The sequence below is a fragment of the Enterobacter sp. ECC-019 genome, from assembly GCF_043974075.1.
In the GTDB taxonomy this organism is placed as follows: Bacteria; Pseudomonadota; Gammaproteobacteria; order Enterobacterales; family Enterobacteriaceae; genus Enterobacter; species Enterobacter asburiae_D.
The window spans coordinates 1653240-1676647 of record NZ_CP143759.1 but is presented as its reverse complement, the minus strand read 5'-3'; the positions used below and the strand labels follow the sequence as shown (position 1 = coordinate 1676647).

Here is a 23408-nt window from a genome sequence, read left to right as displayed (position 1 = left end):
GTTCCCTTTGGGAAAAGTTGGGATTACAGCGCCTTCATGGTGCCTTTCGGCAGAACGGCAGCTACGAAGTCACGTTTGATAACCACTTCAGTGGTGTCATTCAGGGCGATAGCAATGTAGCCGCTTTCCGCTACTTTGGTCACGCGACCCACCAGGCCACCGTTGGTCAGCACTTCATCGCCTTTCGCGATAGAGTTCATCAGGTTTTTGTGCTCTTTGGTGCGCTTCTGCTGTGGACGCAGGATCATGAAGTAGAAGATCAGACCGAACACAACCAGCATCAGAATCAGAGACATCGGGCTGCCCTGAGAAGGCGCGCCAGTTGCTGCTACCGCATCAGAAATAAAAAAGCTCATTCAAATTCCCTCATTATTAAAATTAATCAACGTTCAAAGGTGGGACATCCCGGCCCTGACGTTGGTAGAAATCGGTCACGAAGCTCTCTAATTTACCCTCTTCGATAGCCTTACGTAAACCAGCCATTAAGCGCTGATAATAACGAAGATTATGAATGGTATTGAGACGCGCGCCCAAAATCTCGTTGCAACGATCGAGATGATGCAGATACGCGCGAGAATAATTGCGACAGGTATAGCAATCGCACTCGGAATCGAGCGGGCTGGTGTCACTCTTATGCTTCGCGTTACGGATTTTCACCACGCCATCGGTAACGAACAAATGGCCGTTACGCGCGTTGCGGGTTGGCATGACGCAGTCGAACATATCAATGCCGCGGCGTACGCCTTCAACCAGATCTTCTGGTTTACCCACGCCCATCAGGTATCGTGGTTTATCCGCCGGGATTTGCGGGCAGACATGCTCCAGAATGCGGTGCATGTCTTCCTTCGGCTCACCCACAGCCAAACCGCCGACAGCGTAGCCATCAAAACCTATCTCTACCAGACCTTTAACAGAGATATCGCGTAAATCTTCGTAAACGCTGCCCTGGATAATGCCGAACAGCGCATTTTTGTTCTGCAGGGAGTCAAAACGGTCACGGCTACGCTTCGCCCAGCGCAGGGACATTTCCATGGAGCGCTTGGCGTAGTCCCAGTCGGCCGGATACGGCGTACATTCGTCGAAGATCATCACGATGTCGGAGCCGAGATCGTACTGAATCTCCATCGATTTTTCTGGATCGAGGAAAATCGGATCGCCGTTGATCGGGTTACGGAAGTGAACGCCCTGCTCGGTGATCTTGCGGATATCGCCCAGGCTGAAGACCTGGAAGCCGCCGGAGTCGGTCAGGATTGGGCCTTTCCACTGCATGAAATCGTGCAGGTCACCGTGGAGCTTCATGATCTCCTGACCCGGACGCAGCCACAGGTGGAAGGTGTTGCCGAGGATAATCTGCGCGCCAGTGGCTTCGACTTCTTCCGGCGTCATCCCTTTTACGGTGCCGTACGTGCCCACAGGCATAAACGCGGGGGTTTCCACCACGCCGCGATCAAACACCAGGCGACCGCGACGCGCGCGGCCATCGGTGGTATCGAGTTCAAATTTCATTTTTTCTCCGACGTCAGAAAAACAGTCCAACGTTGTAAAACGGTGCCGCGGACTTATTCCCCGACACGCTCATTCAAAGCCAGCGGATTGTACGTGATAAACATCGCGTCCCCGTAGCTAAAAAAGCGATATTTTTGTTCTACCGCAGACTTGTAGGCGTTCATCGTATGCTGATAACCGGCAAACGCGGAAACCAGCATAATCAGCGTCGATTCAGGCAGATGGAAGTTGGTCACCAGCGCATCAATCACTTTGTACTGATAGCCCGGGTAGATAAAGATCTGCGTATCGCCAAAGAACGGCTCGATAAGATCGCTCTTCGCGGCCTGCGCGGCGCTCTCAAGCGAACGCACGGAAGTTGTGCCCACAGCAATCACGCGGCTACCGCGGCCTTTTGCCGCCAGTACCGCATCTACAACCTCTTGCGGTACTTCGGCATACTCAGAGTGCATGATGTGATCTTCAATACTGTCCACGCGCACCGGCTGGAAGGTCCCCGCGCCGACGTGCAGCGTCACGAACGCCATCTCCACGCCCTTCGCACGCAGTTTTTCCAGCAGCGGCTCATCAAAATGCAGGCCCGCGGTCGGCGCAGCGACCGCACCCGGCTTCTGGCTGTAGACGGTCTGATACAGCTCGCGGTCGGCCTCTTCGTCCGGACGCTCAATATACGGCGGCAGCGGCATGTGGCCGATGGCGTTCAGAATATCGAGCACCGTGCGATCGTCGTCGAACGCCACCTCAAACAGCGCGTCGTGGCGCGCGGTCATGGTCGCTTTGATGCTCTCATCATCGCCCAGCAGCAGTTCAGCGCCCGGCTTCGGTGCCTTAGATGCGCGAATATGTGCCAGAATACGTTTATCATCGAGCATACGTTCGACCAGCACTTCAATCTTGCCGCCGCTGGCTTTACGGCCAAACAGGCGCGCCGGGATCACGCGGGTATTGTTAAAGACCAGCAGATCGCCAGGGTTGAGCTTGTCGAGCAAATCGGTGAAAGTACCGTGCGTCAGCTCGCCCGTTGGCCCATCCAGTGACAGTAAGCGACAGCTGCTGCGCTCAGGCATGGGATAATGAGCAATCAGGGATTCAGGTAGTTCAAAGGAGAAATCGGCGACGCGCATGACGTATACTCGTGACTTAAAAACAGGCGGCATAGTCTAGTGCTCACACCCTTTTGCTGCAACAACTAGCCGCCCCCGGACAAATAAAACGCATGAATTTTCTCGCTCACCTGCATCTCGCTCACCTCGCTGACAGCTCCCTGTCCGGCAATTTGCTGGCCGATTTCGTACGCGGTAACCCCGCTGAGGACTATTCCCCTGAGGTTGTCGACGGGATTTTTATGCACCGCCGCATCGACGTGCTGACAGATAAGCTGCCGGAAGTGACGGAAGCCAAAGCGTGGTTTCGCCCTGAAACGCGCCGCGTTGCGCCGATCACGCTCGACGTAATGTGGGACCACTTTCTGTCGCGCCACTGGGAACAGCTGTCGCCGGAGATGCCCTTGCCGGCGTTTGTGCGCTATGCCCACCAGCAGGTGTCAATCATTCTGCCCGACTCGCCGCCGCGTTTTGTGAATCTGAATAACTATCTGTGGTCGGAACGCTGGCTGGAGCGCTATCGCGAGATGGATTTCATCCAGAATGTGCTGAACGGGATGGCGAGCCGTCGCCCGCGACTGGATGCGCTGCGCGACTCCTGGTATGACCTGGATGAGCATTACGATGCGCTGGAAACGCGTTTCTGGCAGTTTTATCCGCGCATGATGGCACAGGCGAAAAACAAACAGCTGTAACAGAATTCACATTGATAGGTAAAAGCTGGCGGAACGATTGTCACCACCTCTTTGTCTTATCCATGAACACTCTCTATACTGGCTCGCGTTGCGTTCCAAATAACCTTAGTATCTACAGGAGAATCATATGGTTCTGGTAACTCGTCCGGCTCCGGATTTTACAGCTGCAGCAGTTCTGGGCAACGGTGAAATCGTTGAAAACTTCAACTTCAAACAGCACACCAACGGTAAAGCGACCGTTCTGTTCTTCTGGCCAATGGACTTCACTTTCGTTTGCCCGTCTGAGCTGATCGCATTCGACAAACGTTATGAAGAATTCCAGAAGCGTGGCGTGGAAGTTGTTGGCGTCTCCTTCGACTCTGAATTTGTACACAACGCATGGCGTAACACCCCTGTCGACAAAGGCGGCATCGGTGCGGTGAAATACGCAATGGTTGCGGACATCAAACGCGAAATCCAGCAGGCTTACGGTATCGAACATCCGGACGCTGGCGTTGCGCTGCGTGGTTCCTTCCTGATCGACGCAAACGGCATCGTTCGTCACCAGGTTGTGAACGATCTGCCGCTGGGTCGTAACATCGACGAAATGCTGCGCATGGTTGACGCGCTGCAGTTCCACGAAGAGCACGGCGAAGTATGCCCGGCTCAGTGGGAAAAAGGCAAAGAAGGCATGAACGCGTCTCCAGACGGCGTGGCTAAATACCTGTCTGAGAACGTATCCAGCCTGTAATCGGCACGGTTTACGAAAAAGGCCCGCACAAGCGGGCCTTTTTTTATGCCTTACGCTGCGTCTCTCGCCAGATGCGCCAGGCCATGCCCGCCAGCAGAATCACCCCTGCAATCAGCACGCCCCATACCAGCAGCGTGTTCATCCTGCTCTCCCGCTCGGCCGCAGAGGTGGCGGTCAGACGCCCCTCGCCGCCTAATGCGACATCTTCCAGCATGTCGGCCTGCGGGAGGTTTGCCATATCATAGGTCTTGCGCAGGTCGGCTGGGATCAGCATGCCGGGCTCCACGCTGGCAGGCTTTGCGGCACCGTTACCCCAGGCGAGCACGTACGGCGCTTTCCCCTGCGCGTTGAACACCAGATCGTAGCGGTCGCGATGTCCCGTCACGCTCGGCAGGTATTCTGGCAGACGCGCATTCAGCGTCGTGATTTTCACTGCCTGTACCAGGCCCCCGTTAAGCGAAACCGGTGGCGACGTTTTTCCCTCAAGACGGTAAAGGACTTCTTTCTTCAGGGGGTGCCATGCGTCTTTTTCCGTGCTCCGCCACGCTATCTCCACGGGAAGGACGCCGTCGCCATTCAATGAGATGCTGACAGCACTCAGCGGCTGCGGGCGCGCCCAGTGCCACTGCGCTTCGCTTGTCGATAGCTGCTCCCCTTCCCCCTCAAGATCGACCGCTTCCGGGGCCGCCTGAGCAGGTGCGCTGATTGCGTTTACGCCGGTCAAGGTTATCCCCTGGCTCTGCGCGTTCAGCACCACCATGAGATAGCGATTCGCATCGGGAGATAAAACCGTATCGGTATCGATCCGATCGAGCTTAAGACGATCCTGGCCGCTGACGACGTCCAGCAAGGGCATATCCTCGCGCAGGGTATACCAGCGCTTAAGATCCTCGCTGTAATAGACCGACGCCGTTCCCTGCCACGGTTTCTGAGGGGAATTCCAGAGCAGCTGTAGCTGGGATATGGCCATCTCCCCCGTAGTCTGCTCCGGCAAGGTCAGCAGATAATGTTGCCCGGCTGCGGCGGCTTTTTGCCCCTCCAGCACAATCTCAACGCCGTTACGGGAACGGAGCAGGATCTTATCGCTATCACCGGCGTCTGACGCAGGAGCAAGCGGTGAGGCGTCCAGCGGGAAGAGGCGCAGCGCAGTGGATTGCGCTGGCGTCTGCGGACGCGTCGCGCTGACCAGGCTGAAGGGAACCGGCTCGCCCGACTGGTTAAAGACGCGGACATCATGCAGATCCGGCGATGTGCTTTGCTCATAGACGGCAAGCGGCAGCATCACCCGATACCACTGGGAAGGAACAGACGTATCGAGTGAAAGACCAAAAGCATAGTCCCGGGGCGATTCCGTTTGTCCCTCGTCGCAAAACGCCGGGCCGGAAAGCGCCAGCAGCGCGGTACATGCTACCGCTTTCATCCATTTCATTTTTCATCTCCTGTTTTGGGCGGTAGCGGTGAGAAATACCCCACGATCAGAACCAGTATCGCCACGCCGATAAACGCCACCGCGCGCGACAAACCGCCTCCGCCCGCGCTGTCCACCAGCATCAGTTTAACCATCACCACACCCAGCAGCGCGGCACCGCAGAGCCACTCCTGCCGGGAAGCCCGACGGGTGGCATGGATCATGACCACCAGCGCGCTCAGCATCCAGAACAGGGCAAAACTGGTCTGGATAAGCCGCGAATCCCACAGCGATGCCATATTCCAGGCCACGTCGCCGTACCAGGCCAGGGCGCGCATCAGCGCACCGTTCAGCCACCAGAAGCCAAACGCCATAATCGCGACGGCAGGCCACGGTCGGGCCTGCGAGAGCCACGCCGGGTAGTAGCGATCCACAGCCCGATAAAAGACGACCAGCCCCAGCAGCGCAAACGCCGCGCCTTCCTCAAGCGGGTTTACCAGCGGCAGCCAGGTCTGACGATAGACCACGCCGTCCTGGAAATTGGTCACCACCAGCAATACCAGCAGCGCCACAACCACGGGAATAGGTGCCAGGCAGGCGTAAAGCGCAGGCCACTCCCGGAACGGCCACGCGCGACGCCGTACGGCTGCAGAGAGCGCCATAATCACCCCGCCGCCTGCGGCCATCGCCAGTCCGCTACCCCAGGCCGCCATGCCCCACGGCAGAGACCGGGCAAACCAGTAAAGCTCGGCGGCCAGCGCCAGTAAAATCATCCAGAGCAGCGACAAATGCAGCCCCATTGCGATGCGTGGCAGGAGTCTTTCACCGTCGCGCCGCAACAGCATCAGCGCGCCAGGAAGCGCAACGCACCAGGCAAGATTTGACCAGCCGGCGGCAACGATCTGCTGGTGCCAGAGCTGATAACCTACCATCAGGAGCATAACCGGCCACAGCAGCCATTTGCTGGCATCCAGAGCCCGCCACGACAGACGCGCAGCCACCTGCCGCCAGCCCCAGACCGACGCCGCCGTCAGCGCCAGCACGCCCGCCAGAATCGGCAATTCCTGTGTCAGCACCAGCCGCGATGCGCCCAATAGCGCCACGAGCCAGAACAGCAGACCACCGGCCAGCAGCGCCCAACTGACCGGCACAAAGAGAGTTCGCCACAGCCAGGCCGCAGCCAGCCAGCAAAGGCTGAGGATGGTGAAGATCAGCAGCAGGCTCAGCGATGTAACGCCGTTCGTTTGTGCCCACAGCGCGCTGCCGAGCGCCAGCACCAGCAGCGCCGTCCCGCTATAGCTCATGCGACGCTGGTTCTGCTGCACGCCCAGCCAGAGGATACCCAGCCCTTCCAGCGCCCAGGCCATCGCCGTCCAGCGCGCCGACAGCGCCAGCGGAATCGCGAGCGTCGCGAACCCGCCGCCGATGGCCAGCGCTGCCAGGACCAGCGGTCGTCCGAGGGAGGGATAGCGCCGCAGCGCAAGGAACGCGAGGGTAAGATAAAATGCGCCGTAGCCCAGCGCGCTCAGGGCCGGGCCATATTCCCAGTGCCGGGTCATGCCGTACTGCATCCCGAAACCGATCAGCGGCGGGGCAAACAGCAGCACGCCGTCAATAATCTGCTTCCCTTTCTCCTGCGCCCGCAGCGACAGCGCCACGCTCAGGACGCCAAATATCAGCGTATTGGCGATCAGGAACAGCTGGCAGACCCAATAGTCTTCAGGCTGGTAGTCGTTCAGCCCCCACAGGCCGCCCACGCCGAACGTAAACAGCAGACCGAGCAGGTTCAGCTCGCGCCAGTGCTGCCAGATGCTGATAGCGAGAATGCCGATGGAAAGCAGGAGATAGAAAGAGAACAGCGCCACAAAGTTGCCGCCCCCGGTAGACAAGAGCAGCGGCGCAAGATACCCGCCGAGGCTCGCCAGCATGGCAAGGCTCAGCGCCTTCTGCAGGACCGCCAGCCCGACGCTTGCCGCGCATATCACCACCAGCAGCGCAAAGGCCAGCGTCATCGGCAGCATTTGCCAGAGCCGGAAGGCGCCAAACACCGTCAGGTAGAGCACACCGGTCGCCCCGCCCTGGAGGATCAAGGCATAAACACGCTGCCTGTGCCGCAGCCGCCACCCAATCGCCAGCAGAACGATGGCAAACAGCGCCGTTGCCACGAGGCGCAGCTCAAGCGGGAACAGGGAATGTTCAACGGTATATCGCAGCAGGAATGAAAGACCGAGGAAGAGCAGCAGGATCCCAAGCTTCGCCAGCGGATTACCCTGCATAAACCAGCGCGCCAGCGACGTCAGTATGCCGCCAAAGGCAGAAGGCTGTTTTGCCGCAGGCGCCGGGGCCGGAGCGGATTCTGCCACGGCAGCGGGAGTATCGGGCCGCCAGGGGTCGACAGGCGCGGGAGCGTCCTCAACCACCCGCGCGGTCACAGCCACCGGCGCAGCGGCCTGCACCGGCTCCGGCACGCTTTCAGGCACGCCGCGCTGCTCAAGCGCCTCAATGCGCTGGCGTAGCCGGGCGATCTCCTGTCGCGCCGCCGTACTTCGATTAAAGCCTATCACCGCAAGCACGGGTGCAACCACCAGCGCAAAAACCAGGAACAAACAGCCAAGGATGTAAAGCTCGTCCATGTTTCCACCTTCACCGTAAACGATCCGTTAAGATTGACACAAATCGTTGCATTTGCGCCATCTTAAAAGGTGGAAACATTTACAGGTCTTAGCTGCCGGACCAGATCGTCGCGGATACCGCAGGCAACGCCAGCACGCCGTCCTGTATCGTCGCCTTGCCCTCTTTATTCTTCCACGTAGCCACCTTCAGCAGCGGTGAATCATCCAGTACCACTTCGCAGGCTTCGCCCCGGTTAATCGCCACCAGCACGCGCTGCTGGTTATAGACGCGAGCAAACACCACCACGTTATCGTGGGCGTACACCACCTGACAGCCGCCGTAGCGCAGGGCGAGACTCTGCTTACGCAGCTTCGCCAGCCGCTGATACAGACTAAACAGCACCTTGTCCTGTTTCGCTGGCTCCCACGGGAAAGTTTTGCGGCAGAACGGATCGTTGTTGCCGTCCAGCCCCACTTCGTCTCCATAATAGATGCACGGCACGCCAGGCCAGGTGAAGAGCCAGGTCACCGCCAGCGGCAGACGCGCCACATCCTTGCCGAGCAGAGATTTAAAGCGGGCGGTATCGTGGCTATCGAGCTGGTTGAACATCCGCAGCTGCTGCTGATGAGACAGACCGGCGCGATAGTTCTCCATCCACACCATGCAGGTTTCAGCGTCGATATGATTCGGATCGTAGGAGATATCGGTGTTAGCGAGGAATCCCCACAGCGGGAAGGTAAAGCCGCGATAGTTCATCGCCGCATCTTCCGCATCGTTCTGCAGCCACTGGCGCGCGTCGCCAAAATGCTCGCCAAAGACGAACGCCTCCGGCTGGGCCGCTTTTGCCGAGCGCGCGATCCCGGCGACGTGCTGAAGGTTATTCCGCGCCCCGCCCGCTTCACCGAGCATATGCACTACGTCCAGACGCCAGCCGTCCATGTTCCACGGCGCCTTCAGCCAGTGTCGGACGATGCTGTCTTCGCCGCCGTAGATTTCATTCACGAGCGTTGGCGACTGGAAATCCAGCTTCGGCAGGCTGGCATAGCCCAGCCAGTCCAGCGCGCGGCCCTCCTCGTTAAAGCTATACCAGTCGCGCTGCGGCGAATCCGGGTTATGACATGCCCCGCCCATCGACTGATTATGTCGGTCAAACCAGGCGTGCGAATCTCCGCTGTGGTTGAACACGCCGTCCAGAATCAGACGCATGCCTTCGTTTTGGGTATTCTTACGCAGGCGCAGCAGCGCCTCGTCACCGCCAAACTGTTCGTCAACGTGGCGATAATCCTGCGTATCGTATTTGTGCACGCTTGGGGCTTTAAATACGGGGTTGAGATAGAGCGCCGTCACGCCGAGCTTTTTCAGGTACGGCAGCTTTTCGCTGATGCCGTCGAGATCGCCGCCGTAAAAGGTCGAGCCGCCAGCCTGCGCCGTCACCGGGTCATCCCACGCTTTCATAATGATGTCGTGGCCCGCCGCGTGGTGATAATAAACCTTATCCTGCTGCGCGGTGCGCTTTTCGCTGCGCGCAAAGCGGTCCGGGAAAATCTGGTAAAAGACCTGATCGTTAACCCACTGCGGGCCGTTATCCGGGTAGTCGACCGCAAACTGCTCCAGCCGTGCAGGCGGGAAACGGCTAACCCCCTGCGGGGTAAACCACAGCTGGCGGTTATTCCACAGCAGTTTGAAGCTGTAACGGCGGCGCGGCTGCCCAGTCTTCAGGTCGATATTCGCCCGCCACGCCGTGATCCCCGGCTGCGGCTGGCTGCGCAGTTTATGCATTTTCAGCCCGGTCTCTTCGTTATCTATTTCGGCGCGGAGCGTCACACGTTCAGGCTGATTTTCCCCCGCCAGCCAGAGCGTAATCACAAGGTTGTCTTTGTTTTGCTTAACAAATGGGGCAACCGGAAGGTGCCAGGCGTTTAACATCACGAATCCCCTTAGATGAAATTGACGACACCTTGCCACAGGGTGGTTAAGGATAGCTCACCATGACGTGATTTATTGGGGGAGGAGGACGGGGGAGGAGTTTTTTTACGGGGGCAAAAGGGAGTGTAGGCCGGGTAAGCGCAGCGCCACCCGGCATTTTTACCTTACTGGGCTTCCGCCAGTTGACGGTCGCGGCGGCATTTGAATATCCAACCTACCAGCAGCAGGACAATCCACGCGCAGCCCACGTACAGGGAAATGCGGGTATCCGGATGGTAGCCAATCAGGCCAATGATAAACACCAGGAAGATCAGCCCGACGACGGTCGTCGCAACGCCGCCCGGTACTTTGAACTTCAGCGCTTTCGCCTCATCCGGCGACAGACGGCGGCGGAACGCAATCTGCGACAGCAGGATCATGATCCACACCCACACCGTCGCGAAGGTCGCCAGCGATGCAATCACCAGGAAGACGTTTTCCGGCATGATGTAGTTCAGATAAACCGAGAACAGCAGCGCTACGGTCATCACCACGACGGTCACCCACGGCGTGCCGCGGCGTGAGGTTTTGGCGAACACCTTCGGCGCGCTGCCCTGCTCCGCCATGCCGTGCAGCATACGGCCCACACCAAAGACGTCGCTGTTGATCGCGGAAAGCGACGCGGTCAGCACCACAAAGTTGAGAATGCTGGCGGCAAAGGCGATGCCCATGTGCTGGAAGGTCAGAACAAACGGGCTACCGTTGGTACCCACCTGATTCCACGGGTAAATGGACATGATCACAAACAGGGTGCCCACATAGAACACCAAAATACGCATCGGCACTGAGTTGATGGCGCGCGGAATGGATTTCTCCGGGTCTTTCGCTTCCCCGGCGGTGATACCGATAATCTCGATACCGCCGTAGGCGAACATCACCATCTGCAACGACATGACCATTCCGAGCCAGCCGTTGCTGAAGAAGCCACCGTTGCTCCAGAGGTTATGGATGCCGGTCGGCTGCCCGCCGTTGCCGATTCCCCAGATGATGATGCCGAAACCGGCCACGATCATGATGATAATGGTGGCGACCTTGAAGAAGGAGAACCAGAACTCCAGCTCGCCGAACACCTTCACGCTCATCAGGTTGACGGCGCAGATGATCAGCACCACGCTCAGCACCCAAATCCAGTGCGGCACCGCCGGGAACCAGACGCCCATATAGATGCCAAATGCCGTCACGTCGGCAATCGCCACAATCAGGATTTCAAAGCAGTAGGTCCAGCCGGTGATAAACCCGGCCAGCGGGCCGAGGTTTTCCTGCGCGTAGCGGGAGAATGAGCTGGCGGACGGGTTGTGAACCGACATTTCGCCGAGGGCGCGCATGATGATATACGCCGCCACGCCGCCGATGATGTACGCCAGCAGCACGCTGGGACCGGCCATTTTGATGGCATCTGCCGAGCCATAAAAAAGACCGGTGCCGATAGCAGAGCCCAGCGCCATAAAGCGGATGTGGCGCGTGCTCAATCCACGTTTAAGTTTGTTAGTGCTTTCCATTTAAATCTTGCCATTCAACACGAAAAAAACAAAAAACCACGGGGCCTTAAGCCCCGTGGTTAAACAGTTTGTTGCCGTTGATTAATGAGCGTTCGATGCGACCTGACGCCCTGCAGCACGGTCCCAGATAATAGCCAGAACCAGTGCAACAACGGTAGGCATCAGCCAGGCCAGCCCCTGCTCGGACAGCGGCAGACGCTGTGTCCATGCCGGCAGTATGTGCGCGAAAGCTGATGCTTTAATCCCGTCAAGGATACCAAAAATCAGGCTGATAAACATGGCTGGCGCAATAATTCGTGAAGAGTTGTTCCACCACGGGCGAGTAAAGCTCAGCACCACCAGCACGATACACGGCGGATAAATCGCCGTCAGCACCGGAATCGAGACCTGAATCAGGTGGCTCAGACCGAGGTTGGACACCGCCATAGAGAAGATGCCGAGGATAAACACCAGGGTGCGGTAAGAGAGCGGCAGATACTGTGCAAAAAACTCTGCGCAGGCGCAGGTCAGGCCAACCGCGGTGACCAGACAGGCCAGGAAGATAAGCGCCGCCAGCAGCATACTGCCCGCACCACCAAAGGTGTGCTGAACGTAGGCGTGCAGGATAGCCGCACCGTTGGCGTTCTGATCGACCAGCATGGCGCTGTCGGAACCCAGACGGAACAGCGCCAGATACAGCAGCGTCAGCCCCACACCGGCCATCAGGCCAGCCCAGATGGTATAGCGGGTCAGCAGACGCGCTTCGGTCACACCGCGGGAACGTGCGGCGTTAACGATAACGATACCAAACACCATCGCGCCCAGCGTATCCATCGTCAGGTAGCCGTTCACAAAGCCGTTAGAGAACGCAGCATTTTTATAGGCGTCCATCGCGTCGCTAATCGGGCCAGCGGGCCAGACGATGGCCGCCACTGCCAGAACAATCAGCGCCACAATTTTCAGCGGAGCCAGGAAGTTACCCACGGTATCCAGCAGTTTGCCCGGATAGAGGGAAACCAGAATCACGATCGCGAAGTAGATCAGGCTGTAGATAAACAGTGGCATCGCACCGTCACCGGTCAGGGGAGCAATACCCACTTCGAAAGACACGGTTGCCGTACGCGGGGTCGCAAACAGCGGGCCAACGGCGAGATAGCAGACGGTTGCCAGCAGAACGCCCGCCACTTTGCCAATCGGGGTGCTGAGGCTATCCACCCCGCCGCCGACTTTCGCCAGCGCAACGACGGTCAGAACCGGCAGACCCACGGCAGTAATCAGGAAACCAAACGCGGCGGTCCAGACGTGTTCACCCGCCTGTAGGCCAACCATTGGAGGGAAAATGATGTTGCCTGCGCCAACGAACAGCGCAAATGTCATAAAGCCCAGCGCGATGATGTCACGCGATTTTAAGTGATGGGTCATAAAACCTTACTGCCTGTGGATGTGGTGTTGAAAACATTGAGATTTTCGTATTTCCCTGACGGGACGATACAGCCGAAAATTTGCTCAATTTCAGCGGGAAATGCTCCCGTCCTGGCGTGGAGAAGAATAGTTTTTCGATTTACCACGCAAATACAGTCGGTCTGACAGTATCTGGGGCGCAATTTAAACGCTTATAACGTTTAAAGGCAAGGTGGGATCGCAAAACCAGAACAATATGCCAGCATGAAAATACACGTTAGAATAATACGCTATTTATAAGAAAAACCCATGGCTAATCATGCGAACAAAAAACAGTCAGCCGTATATAATTCATCCGCGTTTCGCTTGACTGCAAAGCAAACGGGCCAGCAGACGCTGACCCGTGGAAAGGTAAAATGACACACCTGCCGTCAGGCGATCTTTTTGGCAATTAATCGTTCCGGGATCACGAAGCTGAAGCGAGTTCCTTTACCCAGCGTACTCTGGATATCGAGACGGCTTTCATGATGATTTACCGCGTGTTTAACAATCGCCAGCCCCAGGCCGCTTCCGCCTGTCTGCCGGGATCGCGCTTTATCCACACGGTAAAAACGCTCGGTCAGACGCGGAATATGCTCAGGCGCGATCCCCGGCCCGTTGTCTTCCACGCTAAACTCAGCCCCCGTTGGGGCGTGGTGCCAGCGCACCACGATATTCGTCCCCTCCGGCGTATGATTCACCGCGTTATACACCAGGTTAGAAATGGCGCTACGCAGTTCATCTTCGCTGCCCAGCACCTTCAGCGTATTGTCGACCTCAAAGGTCAGGTGATGCTTTTTGTGGCTTAACGTCTGCGCTTCACGCTCAACGACCCGCAGCATCATCGGGACATCAATGGTGTCATTTAGCGCGAGCGTTGGCGCCGCTTCAATCTTCGAGAGCGTCAGCAGTTGCTTCACCAGCCCTTCCATCCGGTGCGTTTGCTCGCGCATGGTGTGCAGCGCTTTTTCACGCGGCGCGCCTTCAAGCGTTTGCTCCTGCATCATCTCCAGGTAGCCCTGAAGCACGGTCAACGGGGTACGCAGTTCGTGACTGACGTTGGCGAAGAAGTTGCGACGCGCCCCTTCCAGCTGGTGCATCTGGGTGACATCGCGCGCCACCATCAGCCACTGCTTATCGCTGTAGGGCATCACGCGGATTTCCAGATGGCGACCATTATTGAGCTTCAGATTATGCGGGCGGGTAAAATCACGCGTTTTCAGATACAACGTGAACTCGGGATAGCGCAGAAGGTTGAGGATATTCTGACCATTGTCGTCGGGCCAGCGCAGGCCCAGCAGCTGTTGCGCAAGACCGTTACACCAGAAGATCGTCCCTTCTTCGGTCGTCAGAATAACGGCATCCGGCAGCGACTCTGCACCGCTACGAAAACGCTTAATCAGGCTTCCCAGCTCGCGGCGACGCTTTTTATTACGCATCTGCATCTGATGCAGACCGTACAGCAGCGGCTCCCAGCTGCCGCTTCCCGGCGGCGGCGTCATACTTCGGTCAACCCACAGCCACCAGGAGAGGCGCAGGAGGTTCCAGAAATGCCAGATCAGCAGCCCGGTGACCGACGCCAGCAGAAACCACGGCAGGTGTCCAAGAAAGGCCCCAAGAAGGAAGGCCGGAATACAGCATAAGATCAGTTCAAAGACGAGCCTTTTCCATGACAGACGTTCCAGCACGCGTCACACTCCTGTCATTGTTCAGAAACGGGTAGAAAAACGATAACCCGTGCCGCGGACCGTCTGCACCATGCGATCGTGGCCGCTCAGTTCCAGCGCTTTTCGCAGGCGGCGAATATGTACGTCAACCGTCCGGTCTTCGACATACACGTTAGTTCCCCAGACGTTATTCAGCAACTGCTCGCGGCTGTACACGCGTTCCGGGTGGGTCATAAAGAAGTGCAGGAGTTTAAATTCGGTAGGCCCCATGTCGAGGGGATTTTCACCGGTCATCACGCGGTGTGAGGTGGGGTCAAGGCTCAGCCCCTGCATCTCAATCACCTCTTCCACTGCCATCGGCGAAATACGGCGCATCACGGCTTTAATGCGGGCCACCAGCTCTTTCGGTGAAAAAGGTTTGGTAATGTAATCATCCGCGCCGGTCTCCAGACCGCGCACGCGATCCTCTTCCTCTCCGCGCGCCGTGAGCATCACAACCGGGATGTCGCGGGTCAGCGCCTCACGCTTCAGGTGTTTGATAAACTGCAGTCCGGAGCCGCCGGGCAACATCCAGTCCAACAGAATCAGATCGGGCCAGGGTTCATTCAGCTGGTTCACTGCGCTATCATAATCTTCCGCTTCAACCGGCTGGAAGCCGTTTTGCTCGAGCACGAAGCACACCATTTCACGAATTGGAGCTTCATCTTCTACGACCAGAATACGTCTCGCCATACTTTGCCCTGTCTTATCTTATTTAAGTTACAAGTTTGTAATTCGGCGCCATTATGCGTCAGATTTATGACAGATTTATGAAAAACAGTACCACGATAACGGGCAAACCGTTGTTTTATTACAGCGGTTATTTTCCCGTCTCTGAAGGTTTATAATCCTGCTTTCTCTTTTTTGCCACGGATCAGCTATGCGCATACTTCACACCTCAGACTGGCATCTGGGTCAAAATTTTTACAGCAAAAGCCGTGCGGCTGAACACGAAGCCTTCCTGAGCTGGCTGCTGGAAACGGCCCGGACGCACGAGGTGGACGCGATTATTGTGGCGGGTGACATCTTTGATACCGGCTCGCCCCCCAGCTATGCGCGTGAGCTGTATAACCGCTTCGTGGTGAATCTGCAGCAAACCGGCTGTCATCTGGTGATTGTCGCCGGCAACCATGATTCGGTCGCGACGCTCAATGAATCCCGCGACATCCTGGCATTTCTCAATACCACCGTGGTGGCCAGCGCGGGGCACGCCCCGCAGATCCTGAAAAAACGCGACGGTACGCCGGGGGCGGTGCTGTGTCCCATTCCGTTTTTGCGTCCGCGCGATATTGTGCAAAGCCAGGCGGGACTTTCCGGCGGCGAAAAGCAACAGCATCTGTTACAGGCCATCACCGACTATTACCACCAGCAGCACGCCGATGCCTGCGCCCTGCGCGGCGACCAGCCGATTCCGGTGATTGCCACCGGGCATCTCACCACCGTCGGGGCCAGTAAAAGTGACGCCGTACGTGACATCTATATCGGTACGCTGGACGCCTTTCCGGCGCAAAACTTCCCGCCAGCCGACTACATTGCGCTCGGACACATTCACCGGGCGCAGATCGTCGGCGGCAGCGAGCATATCCGCTACTGCGGCTCGCCAATTTCGCTCAGCTTTGACGAGACGGGTAAAGCCAAATCCGTCCATCTGGTGAGCTTCACCGAGGGCAAACTCCGCGCCGTCGAGACGCTGGAGGTGCCCGTCACCCAGCCGCTTGCGGTGCTAAAGGGCGATCTTGACGCCATTACCACCCAGCTTGAGCAGTGGCGCGGCGCAGCGCTTAACCCGCCCGTCTGGCTGGATATCGAAATCACCACCGATGACTACCTGCACGATATGCAGCGTAAAATTCAGGCGCTGACGGAAGATTTGCCCGTCGAAGTCTTACTGGTACGCCGCAGCCGCGAGCAGCGCGAGAAAATTCTGTTAAGCGCTCAACGTGAAACGCTCAGTGAGCTTCGGGTTGAAGAGGTGTTTGAACGCAGGCTCTCGCAGGAGGAAATTGACGACGCGAAGCGCGCAAGACTCAGCGAACTGTTCAGCCATACCCTGCATGCGCTCAATGATGAGGAAGAAAACGCATGAAAATTTTGAGCCTGCGCCTGAAAAACCTTAACTCGCTCAAGGGTGAGTGGAAAATTGACTTTACCGCGGAGCCGTTTGCCAGCAACGGTCTGTTTGCCATCACCGGCGCGACCGGGGCAGGTAAAACCACCCTGCTCGACGCCATCTGTCTGGCGCTTTATCACGAAACACCACGACTGCAGAAGGTCTCTCAGGCACAAAACGACCTGATGACGCGCGACACCGCCGAGTGCCTGGCGGAAGTGGAGTTCGAGGTAAAAGGCACCGCCTATCGCGCCTTCTGGAGCCAGAACCGGGCGCGCAATCAGCCGGACGGAAACCTGCAGGCGCCGCGCGTGGAGCTGGCGCGCTGCGAAGATGGCAAAATCCTGGCCGACAAGGTGACGGATAAACTGGAGCAAACCGCTGCGCTCACCGGGCTGGACTATGGCCGCTTTACCCGCTCAATGCTGCTCTCACAGGGGCAGTTTGCCGCCTTTCTTAATGCCAAACCGAGCGATCGTGCCGAGCTGCTGGAGGAGCTGACCGGCACAGAGATCTATGGCCAGATTTCCGCCATGGTGTTTGAAAAACACAAAGCCGCCCGCAGCGTGCTTGAAAAGTGCGAGGCGCAGGCGGCAGGCGTCGTGCTGTTGAGCGAAGAGCAACAGCAGCAGTTACAGCAAAGTTTGCAGGCACTTACTGACGAAGAGAAAACCCTGCTGGTTCAGCAGCAAAGCCAGCAGAAAGATTTTCAGTGGCTTACGCGCCATGATGAGCTTGTGCTTGAGCAACAGCGCGTCACCGCGATGCAGCAGCAGGCGCAACAGGCGCTGACGAACGCTGCGCCAGAGCTGGCAAAGCTCCAGCTCGCTCTGCCCGCCGCCCAGCTTCGACCGCTTTGGGAGCACCAGCAGGAGCAAACCGCGCGTCTGTCACAAACCCAGCAGCGAATTATCGAAGTAAATGCACGCTTACAAGCCAAAACCGCACTGCGCGCACGGATCCGTCATACCGCCCAGCGGAGTCATGAGCAGCTTCAGACCGAACTGACGGCGCTGGCGCAGTGGCTGGCGGAGCACGAGCGCTATCGCCTGCTGGGGCAGGAGATTGCCGGCTGGCGTGCCCAGTTCTCGCAGCTTAACCGCGATAAAACGCAGTTAGCCTCGCTTGCTGCGAAGATGAGTGAATTACGCAACAGGCTGGCTGAGATGCCGGAAAATGTGCTGACCCTGACGGCGGATGAGGTCAGCGCGGCCATGGAGCAGCAGTCCCGGTCACGCACGCTGCGCCAGCGGCTAACGTCGCTGCATGCCCGCTATCAGCCGCTGCAAAAGCGCCTGCGCCAGAGCGGTGAAAGCGTGCAGAAGGCCCAGGCCGATCAAAATAAACTCAATGAAACGCTGACGCTGCGTCGCCAGCAGTACAAAGAGAAACACCAGCACTATCTGGACCTGAAGGCCCTGTGCGAACGTGAAGCGACGATTAAAGACCTGGAAAGCTATCGTTCCCGGCTTGAGGCAGGTAAACCCTGTCCGCTGTGCGGTTCCAGCAAGCACCCCGCCGTTGAGCAATACCAGTCTCTTGAGCTGACGGATAACCAGCGCCGCCGTGATGCCCTGGAAAAAGAGGTCGCCGCGCTTAAAGAGGAAGGCCTGCTGGTGCTGGGACAGGTTAATGCTCTGACTCAGCAGATCCAGCGTGAGACAGACGAAGCGCAGACTCTCTCTCAGGAAGAGCAAGCACTCACTAAAGAGTGGCTGGAAGTCTGCGCTTCTCTGAACATCGCGTTGAATATTCAGGAAGATATCGCGCCATGGATGAACGAGCAGGAACAGTACGAGCGCCAGCTCTATCAGCTCAGCCAGCGTCTGACCCTGCAAAACCAGTTGAACGAGCAGGAAGTGCAGGAGCGACAGTATCAGCAGCAGCTGACGACCACGCGCCAGGCGCTGGAACACACCCTGCTCTCGCTATCGCTTAACGTACCTGACGACGGCAATGAAGCCGCCTGGCTGCACGCCCGCGAAGCGGAATTTGCGCAGTGGCAGGAGAAACAAACGCAGCACGGCGTGCTTCTGGAACGCATAAACGCTCTCAAGCCGTTGCTCGACACACTTCCGGAAACGAACGGCGAAGAGGCCGAACCGGCCATTCCGGACGGCTGGCGCGACGTCCACGACGAATGCGTGTCGCTACAGAGCCAGCTCACCGCGCAGCAGCAGCAGGAAAAGCTGGAGCAAGAGCGCCTGCATCAGTCGCAGACGCAGTTCATCGCAGCGCTCTCAGCGAGCTGCTTTGCCGATCGGGATGCGTTCCTTGCCGCGCTGCTGGATGACGACGCTATTCGCCACCTCGAACAGCTGAAACAGTCGCTGGAAAACCAGATACAGCAGGCCGCAGCCCTTTCCGGCCAGGCTAATCAGCAGCTGCAAGCTCATCTGGCGCTGCGGCCGGAAGGGATTGACGCCGATGCTCCTGCGCTGCAAAGCCAGCTACAGCAGCTGGCGCAACGGCTTCGCGAGAACACGACGCATCAGGGCGAGATCCGCCAGCAGCTCAAGCAGGACAGCGATAACCGACAGCACCAGTTGGCGCTGATGCAACAAATTGAAGAGGCCGCACGTCAGGCAGACGACTGGGGGTATCTGAACGCGCTTATCGGCTCCAGTACCGGCGACAAGTTCCGTAAGTTCGCTCAGGGGCTGACGCTGGACAATCTTGTCTGGCTCGCAAACCAGCAGCTTAACCGTCTGCACGGGCGTTATCTGCTGCAGCGTAAGGCCAGCGACGCGCTGGAGCTGGAAGTGGTCGATACCTGGCAGGCGGATGCGGTGCGCGATACCCGTACGCTCTCGGGCGGCGAGAGCTTCCTCGTCAGTCTGGCGCTGGCGCTGGCCCTTTCCGATCTGGTGAGTCATAAGACGCGGATCGATTCCCTGTTCCTGGATGAAGGGTTCGGCACGCTCGACAGCGAAACGCTGGATACCGCACTGGATGCGCTCGACGCGCTGAACGCTACCGGAAAAACCATCGGCGTGATCAGCCACGTTGAGGCGATGAAAGAGCGCATTCCGGTGCAGATCAAGGTGAAGAAGATCAACGGGCTGGGGTATAGCAGGCTGGACAGAGAATTTGCGGTGCAGTAAAGGTCCACTCTATCTGTAGATACTGTTATGCCACGCAAGCATTTTCCTGATGTAATGTGGCATCGAACGGGCGTCCTGATTTCAGGACGCCATACGCCACCTGCGCCAGCTTGCGCATCATCGCTCCGATTATCAGCTTCGCTCCCTTGCCGTTCTTTTCCAGACGCGCCCTGAACGCTTTTCCCCACTCCGTTTTGTACAGCGCCACCATCGCGGGCATATACAGCGCCCTGCGAAGCGAGACATGGCCTGCCTTACTCATCCTGCCTGCCCTGTGTACGCTGCTTCCGGATTCATGCTGCCGCGGTGTCAGTCCTGCGAAAGCCGCGAACTGCCGCGCCTGACCGAACCTGTCCTTCAGCCCCACATACGCCAGCAGCACCGCGGATGTCTTTTCACCGATACCCGGTATGCTGTCCAGCAGTTTTCGCCGGTGCTTCAGGTCCGGGTCATCATCCGTCAGGTCCTTTATCTGTTTCTCCAGCCGCTTCAGCTCCGCTTCCAGCCACAGAAGGTGCGCATCAATACTCGGCATCTGCACCTCCCGCGCCGTCTCACGACGGTTCAGCTCCTGCGTGTGCATGTCTGTCAGGGACTGGTGACGCAGCACCAGCGCCCGCAACGCGCGCTCCAGCGGATGAGGTGCCTCCCAGGCTACCGGACGCTTCTGCCGGCAGAACTCTGCCAGCATACGGGCATCAACGGCATCGGTTTTACTGCGCAGGCCTTCACTCTGCGCAAAGGCTTTACCAAGAGCCGGGTTGATGATGGATACGGTGAAACCGGCATCGCTGAGGGATGCTGCTGCGTCTTCCATATAGGTGCTGGTCGCTTCCATGCAGATATGTGCCTGAGCCACATTATGGCTGCGGAGCCAGCTGAGCAGCTCCTCGTGACCTTTAGGTGTGTTAGTAAATTTTTTGCTGCGGTGACGGCCATCAGGTCGCAACACATCGACATCCAGCTTAGCTTTGGAGATGTCGATACCAATAAAGTGAAGTTCCTGTTCCATAGTGAAACCAACCTTGTGAATGCGGATTACCGGGAAAACCGGTCCATGATACTGTCCGGTTTGTCACTTGTGGAGAAGGTGCAGTCCACTGCAGGGATCTACAACACAGGCGCGTGGCCTAAGGCCGGGTACGGCATGTGGACTGCATGGCAGAAAGTACTGGCCGGTTCTTTCTGCACGGAAGGATAATACAAGGCCGGGTAAGGCGTAGCCGCCACCCGGCTTTTTTTTGCGGCTGCCTGAATTCGCCCGGTGGCGCTGCTGTATGACCGGATACATAGGTGACAGATCAGACCGGGAACATAGGTAACACTTTTAGTCTATCCGGAGCACACTCTGGGTTCTTCGGTCATAGTACGCAAGCGTTATTCCGTTAAAGATGATGGCCTCAAGGCCATCATCTTGTTCTTCCAGCATGATGTACTCATCAGTCAGCGCTTCACTCAGGAACACCGTCCCCTTTTTCCCCATGTAGAGTGTCCCCCTCGATTTCACCCTGTAGACCGTACCGCCTTCCGGATAAGCATATTCAGGAACCCTGCCATCCCAGTGACGGCCTGAGGGCTTCCACACCGTTCCGGGCGTTGCACCCGCCAGGGCTTCATGCGGTCTTTCGTGGTTAAATTCTTCCCGGTAGTCACTGAACCACCGCTGTTGTTCTTCCATCGTCATGAAGGTGTTGCCCTGTTTCACTGCACTTTTCAGCGAGCGGTGCATTCGCTCATGACGGCCGTTTTCTTCCGGATGCCCCTTTCTGATACGTTCCGGTCTGATGCCCAGCTTTATCAGCCAGACTGCAAGGCGACTTAACCCGGCAATACCTGTTCCCGCGAACGGCTGACCATTATCCGTTCTCAGGACTTCCGGCAGACCGTACTCCAGGAACGCATCCGTCAGGCACTGCCTGACGAAGGGCTCGCTCTCCCGGTCCGTTCCCCGGCAGCTCAGAAGATACCGGCTGTGATTGTCGGTCAGGGTGAAGGGATGGCAGTATTCCCGGCTCAGCAGCCTGAACTTGCCTTTAAAATCAGCGCTCCAGACCTGATTGTTCTCACTGATGATGGTCAGGGGCTGGCGATTGCCCGGGGTTCTGCGTTTTCGCTTTTTATCCGGAACCAGGCCTTCACGCTTGAGGATATCGCCGATAGTGCTGGCAGCAGGGACGGTAAAATCGACGTGATGATTGAGCAGCCACATCCGCAGTTTTTTGGGACCCCAGTCAGGGTATTTTTGCCTCAGGGCCGTAAGCTGTCCGGCGATATCATCAGGAACCGTCCGGGAGTGGGAGTGTGGCGCGCGCGACCGGTCAGAGAGAGATGACAGGTCAGAGGGATCAAAACGCTGAAGCCATTTATAGCCGGTTTTACGGCTGATGCCAAAAAGACGGCAAAGAGCGGAGAAGGAGTCCGTACCTGCATGGCAGGCACGGATAAAATCAAGGCGTTGCATAGGTCGGGTCTCAGTCCAGGGCATAGCGAGTCTCCTCTTCTATGCCAGTTATAACTGTTACCCATGTATCCGGTCTAAAGTGTTACCCATGTTTCCGGTTCATACCCTTCGCTTACCGGGCCTACGAATTTACTGGCCATAACCACGCCGCGCCGCGCACGCCGCTGGAGTCACCGTGCAGCGCTTTGCGGATCGGGGTTTCGCACTCGCCGCCGAAGACCCACCGTTTCACCAGGTTCGGTACCGTGGCGTACAGCCGGTCGACGTTGCTCATGCCGCCGCCGAGCACAATCACGTCCGGATCGAGAATATTCACCACGTGCGCCAGGGATTTCGCCAGCCGCATTTCGTAGCGGCTAAGCGCCAGCTCGGCGACCGGATCCTGTTCTTCGACCAGACGCATGATTTCGTTGCCCTTGAGCGGCTGGCCGCTCAGACGGTGGTAGTCGGTCGCAAAACCGGTGCCGGAGATAAACGTCTCAATACAGCCTTGCTTTCCGCAGTAGCACGGCACTTCGGCGCGGTATTTAAGCTCATCTTCATCCATCCACGGCAGCGGGTTATGTCCCCACTCGCCTGCCGTACCGTTGCCGCCGATATGGGCGCGCCCGCCGAACGCCACGCCCGCGCCGCAGCCGGTACCGATGATCACGGCAAACACGGTCTGGGCACCGGCCGCCGCGCCGTCGATGGACTCAGAGACCGCCAGGCAGTTGGCGTCGTTGGCCAGACGCACTTCCCGGTTCAGACGTTGGCTTAAATCCTTATCAAACGGCTGACCGTTGAGCCAGGTGGAGTTAGCATTTTTAACCACGCCGGTATAGGGCGAGATCGACCCCGGGATCCCCATCCCGACGCTGCCGGTTTGCCCTGTCGCCTGCTCTGCCATCTCAACCAGTCTGGCAATCGTCTCGATAGTCTGGTGATAATCATCGCGCGGCGTCGGCAGACGATGGCGAAACAGCTGCTCCCCCTGCTCGCTCAGTGCGATAACTTCTGTTTTGGTGCCGCCCAAATCGATCCCAATACGCACAAGACTCTCCTCATTATTTTGATTATCAACAGAGTAGAAGCACGCTTCCCGATTAG

General features: G+C 57.8%; 17 protein-coding genes. 4 read left to right on the top strand and 13 right to left on the bottom strand.

The window, feature by feature from the left end:
- Positions 1–23: 23 nt before the first annotated feature.
- The 3 genes from yajC to queA are packed head-to-tail and all read right to left on the bottom strand — an operon-like array spanning position 24 to position 2630.
- Positions 24–356 (bottom strand): preprotein translocase subunit YajC, encoded by a 333-nt coding sequence (gene yajC / locus V1566_RS07810; RefSeq protein ID WP_042320789.1) that lies wholly within the window; start codon positions 354–356, stop codon positions 24–26.
- Between the two features lie 22 nt (positions 357–378).
- Positions 379–1506, bottom strand: coding sequence for a tRNA guanosine(34) transglycosylase Tgt (tgt, locus tag V1566_RS07805; protein WP_003859110.1), 1128 nt, complete (start codon positions 1504–1506; stop codon positions 379–381).
- Between the two features lie 53 nt (positions 1507–1559).
- Positions 1560–2630 (bottom strand): tRNA preQ1(34) S-adenosylmethionine ribosyltransferase-isomerase QueA, encoded by a 1071-nt coding sequence (gene queA / locus V1566_RS07800; protein WP_395305520.1) that lies wholly within the window; start codon positions 2628–2630, stop codon positions 1560–1562.
- A 92-nt stretch (positions 2631–2722) separates the two neighbouring features.
- On the opposite strand from queA, the gene acpH reads away from it, so the two are divergent.
- Entirely contained in the window at positions 2723–3304 is a 582-nt protein-coding gene (gene acpH, locus V1566_RS07795) for an ACP phosphodiesterase (RefSeq protein WP_024906800.1), read from the top strand.
- 127 nt (positions 3305–3431) lie between these two features.
- Positions 3432–4034, top strand: coding sequence for a peroxiredoxin (locus V1566_RS07790; RefSeq protein ID WP_014168840.1), 603 nt, complete (start codon positions 3432–3434; stop codon positions 4032–4034).
- A gap of 43 nt (positions 4035–4077) precedes the next feature.
- Here the strand turns inward: V1566_RS07790 and V1566_RS07785 are convergent, their stop codons facing one another.
- From V1566_RS07785 to phoB, 7 genes are all read right to left on the bottom strand, one after another.
- Positions 4078–5463, bottom strand: coding sequence for a DUF3999 domain-containing protein (locus V1566_RS07785; protein WP_395305519.1), 1386 nt, complete (start codon positions 5461–5463; stop codon positions 4078–4080).
- Positions 5460–8075, bottom strand: a complete 2616-nt coding sequence (locus V1566_RS07780) for a DUF2339 domain-containing protein (protein WP_395305518.1) — start codon at positions 8073–8075, stop codon at positions 5460–5462. The genes V1566_RS07785 and V1566_RS07780 overlap by 4 nt, the downstream gene beginning before the upstream one ends.
- 88 nt (positions 8076–8163) lie before the next feature.
- A complete protein-coding gene (malZ, locus tag V1566_RS07775; RefSeq protein ID WP_395305517.1) occupies positions 8164–9981 on the bottom strand; it encodes a maltodextrin glucosidase in 1818 nt (605 codons plus the stop codon).
- Positions 9982–10145: 164 nt separating this feature from the next.
- Positions 10146–11519: a proline-specific permease ProY gene (gene proY / locus V1566_RS07770; protein ID WP_395305516.1), complete on the bottom strand. Its 1374-nt coding sequence runs from the start codon at positions 11517–11519 to the stop codon at positions 10146–10148.
- Positions 11520–11600: 81 nt separating this feature from the next.
- The gene (brnQ, locus tag V1566_RS07765) at positions 11601–12920 is read right to left on the bottom strand and encodes a branched-chain amino acid transporter carrier protein BrnQ (RefSeq protein WP_024906795.1); all 1320 of its coding nucleotides are present in this window, start codon (positions 12918–12920) and stop codon (positions 11601–11603) included.
- A gap of 410 nt (positions 12921–13330) precedes the next feature.
- Positions 13331–14626: a phosphate regulon sensor histidine kinase PhoR gene (phoR, locus tag V1566_RS07760; RefSeq protein ID WP_395305515.1), complete on the bottom strand. Its 1296-nt coding sequence runs from the start codon at positions 14624–14626 to the stop codon at positions 13331–13333.
- Positions 14627–14647: 21 nt separating this feature from the next.
- Entirely contained in the window at positions 14648–15337 is a 690-nt protein-coding gene (phoB, locus tag V1566_RS07755) for a phosphate response regulator transcription factor PhoB (RefSeq protein ID WP_008503265.1), read from the bottom strand.
- Positions 15338–15524: 187 nt separating this feature from the next.
- Here phoB and sbcD point away from each other — a divergent pair, with 187 nt between their 5' ends.
- Positions 15525–16730, top strand: coding sequence for an exonuclease subunit SbcD (gene sbcD, locus V1566_RS07750; RefSeq protein WP_395305514.1), 1206 nt, complete (start codon positions 15525–15527; stop codon positions 16728–16730).
- Positions 16727–19858: an exonuclease subunit SbcC gene (sbcC, locus tag V1566_RS07745; protein WP_395305513.1), complete on the top strand. Its 3132-nt coding sequence runs from the start codon at positions 16727–16729 to the stop codon at positions 19856–19858. Before sbcD ends, sbcC begins: the two co-directional genes overlap by 4 nt.
- Positions 19859–19883: 25 nt before the next feature.
- Here the strand turns inward: sbcC and V1566_RS07740 are convergent, their stop codons facing one another.
- The 3 genes from V1566_RS07740 to mak form a co-directional block, all read right to left on the bottom strand.
- Entirely contained in the window at positions 19884–20870 is a 987-nt protein-coding gene (locus V1566_RS07740; protein ID WP_395304634.1) for an IS110 family transposase, read from the bottom strand.
- A 315-nt stretch (positions 20871–21185) separates the two neighbouring features.
- The gene (locus V1566_RS07735) at positions 21186–22343 is read right to left on the bottom strand and encodes a DDE-type integrase/transposase/recombinase (RefSeq protein ID WP_395303785.1); all 1158 of its coding nucleotides are present in this window, start codon (positions 22341–22343) and stop codon (positions 21186–21188) included.
- A 97-nt stretch (positions 22344–22440) separates the two neighbouring features.
- Positions 22441–23352 (bottom strand): fructokinase, encoded by a 912-nt coding sequence (mak, locus tag V1566_RS07730; RefSeq protein ID WP_395305512.1) that lies wholly within the window; start codon positions 23350–23352, stop codon positions 22441–22443.
- Positions 23353–23408: the final 56 nt, after the last annotated feature.